The sequence below is a fragment of the Vibrio sp. V10_P2A27P122 genome, assembly GCF_963874335.1.
Classification (GTDB): domain Bacteria; phylum Pseudomonadota; class Gammaproteobacteria; order Enterobacterales; family Vibrionaceae; genus Vibrio; species Vibrio anguillarum.
The window spans coordinates 1-2,692 of the sequence record NZ_CAWNHY010000191.1; the positions used below are offsets into that span (position 1 = coordinate 1).

Sequence of the window (2,692 nt, forward strand, 5' to 3'; positions counted from 1 at the left end):
TGTTTATCTGAATTTTCTCATGCCAAATTCTTCACTCTCAGAGCTTATTGATAAACTGGAAATATCCCTAAACGAATATTTGGAAAAGCAACCTGATCCCCGAGCTGTAAAGGCGTTAGGATCTGCAGTGTTTAAAAGAACTTTATTGAATGACTTAGGGTTACAGTTAGTTGGTTAGCAATACTTTTTAGTGAAAGCAGGCTATGTAGAAATAGCCTGCATCTGATTTTAAGTTAAAAGTTCCTTTTAACTATTTATAGTTATAACTTTTCCGATAAATTAGAAATGTTTTTATGATTTCGAATCGCAGCTATTCCATCCTCAACATGTGCTGCCCATGCTTGCTGGTATCCTTTAGGGTCTAGCTCTGGGTAGTACATCTTCAACACTAACTCTGTGATGTCACTGGTTTCACCAAGCCAAGTATACTTATCCAACACAAGTGAGCCGTCTAATTTCGCTTCTTGGCCGCTATAGCGAAAGTCACTTTCAATTGAGCGGAAAAAGGCAATGCGTGCAGAAACGTTGGGTGTAATACCTGTATAGCCTTTAAGTTTTTTTAACTGCTCTTCCGTTGTGCGCGTTAGATTCATGCGGTTAGGTAGCATTACACGGCCTCCTTATTTGCTTCTTTCCAGAAGTAGCCTTCTTTAATGGTTGAAGATTTAGTTCTACCGTCAAAACAGATTTCATAAGTACGGGCGATATCATCTTGGATAAGTCTCGTATAATTTTTATCTATCTCAGTATCTGTTGATAGAATAACGACTTGATGGCTGGCAAATGGGAAATAATTCTCAACCAGCTTGTCACGATGATGCGAGTCTAAACGGCCTAATGGTGTATCAATAATAATTGGCAGTTTACGACCCGATGTGCGGCCAAGCGCTTCCAATATGGAGATAGCGTAGATTTGCTTTTCTCCGGCCGACATGGCTTTACGATTGATTTTAATACCGCGATCATCGATAAGCTCAACGTCGAAAGTGACTGGATTGATCGTCGCACTTAATTGTAAGTCCTCTTTTCGCGCAAGCTTTTGGTAAGATTGAACAAACTCATTTTCAAGCTGTTTTACACGAGCTTTAGTCAACTGCTCACCAAACTTGCCGAGTAATAACATTGCGTTTTGTGCATTGCTAATACTTTGGTCTTTATTGGTTTGATCTTTGTGTTTATCGTGTAATTTTTGCATTTGACGTGCGTAATCTAACGCCAACCGTAACTCACTCTTTGCTGCTTCAAGTAAGTCTTTGTATTCAGCGATGAGCTTTGCTTTATCTTTATCTAATTGACGTACTTGGGCAAACCAGTCTTGAACCATCTCTTGTTCAGGAGCGCGTGCGATATTGGTCGAGATGTTATCAATCTCTTCTTCAACGAGTTGTAATCGGTTTCTTGCTTGATCAAAACGAGTAAAAGAGTCTTTCGCTAATGTAGCAATTTGATAATTAATGGTATTAGCTTGGCGATCAGAAATGTCTAACAGTAAATGCTGTTTTTGAATGTTCCCTATATGCTCAAGCAAGCTATCATTGATAGCCTCCATTGCCGCGGGTGCCGAGCTACTTAAATTAAACGCAAGCTTGGCTTTGAGCGTTTCAAGAAATGAATCAAGCTCTTTCCCAAAGTTTTGTTTTTGCTTTATCGCCTGTTCTTGTTCGATTTTTGTTAGAAGTAACTTCATTGCCTTCGGTGCGAGAGCAAAGGGGAGGCTAGATTCCATTTCCATACGGATTTGTTTTTCAAGCTCCACTTTTTCTTTGAGCAAGTCATCGACTTTGCTCTGCTCCGCCTGCCGAGTTTTCGCCCAAGCGCCCCCGTTTTGAGATAGCTTATTTTCTAAGTTCTGAATTTCTGCTGAGGTGTGTTCAATTTGAGTATAAATATCATTTTCGGCATGAAACCGTAGTTTTTCGGCGGCGCGCTCATGATGGATGCGTTTTTGATCCAATGCTTCCATTTCTTCTTGAATGGAATGACTGAGAGAGCTCGCACCTTGTTTTTTTAGGAAAATATTTAGATCGCTTTTTAGCTTTGCAATCACATCTAAGCCTAAAAGGCGGCGCACTGCCGTTTTAAGCACCGTACCGGATTCATCTTCTGCGAGTTCAGCAATTTTTTCGCCATCAAAGAAAAAGAGATCTGCAATACCTGTTGGGATCAATTCATTTAAGAAGCCTTGGCACTGGTCGTAGTCCAACTCTGTTAGCGCTACGTCATCTTTTTCAAGGTAAAGTTTATCTTTCTGTCCACGCTTCCAGCTACGAATAACCTTATAGGTACTTTCTTCACCATTTTGACTGTACTGGAATTCGAGCTCAATATAAGCGTTATCAGGCTGCTGACTAATGGTACCAGCCCCCTTGTGAATCAGCTCATTGAGTTCATTAATATAGTCGTTATTGGTCAACATTTGGTTAAATGATTGTCTACCAAATAACACTAAACGAACCGCACTCAGGATAGAGGTTTTTCCTGCGCCGTTAAGACCACCAAATAAAATGATGGGTTGTTTAGATCTATTCAAGCTTTCTGGTGTTGGACGTAAGTCGATTTCATGGACTCCGCGAAATACTCGGAAGTTGTTTAAAGTTAGTTTTGTAATCAACATGTTATTAGTTAAAACTCTTTTTGAAGCTGTTTATCGAGATCGGCAAGTTGCTGGTTATAGCGTTCAATTTCTTGATGA

2 protein-coding genes are annotated in these 2,692 nt (G+C 40.0%); both read right to left on the reverse strand.

What is annotated here, in order from left to right; all coding sequences use genetic code 11:
* Positions 1 to 260: 260 nt before the first annotated feature.
* Entirely contained in the window at positions 261 to 608 is a 348-nt protein-coding gene (dndE, locus tag AACQ17_RS08425; protein WP_094167667.1) for a DNA sulfur modification protein DndE, read from the reverse strand.
* Positions 608 to 2,614, reverse strand: coding sequence for a DNA sulfur modification protein DndD (gene dndD / locus AACQ17_RS08430; RefSeq protein ID WP_094147717.1), 2,007 nt, complete (start codon positions 2,612 to 2,614; stop codon positions 608 to 610). The genes dndE and dndD overlap by 1 nt, the downstream gene beginning before the upstream one ends.
* Positions 2,615 to 2,692: the final 78 nt, after the last annotated feature.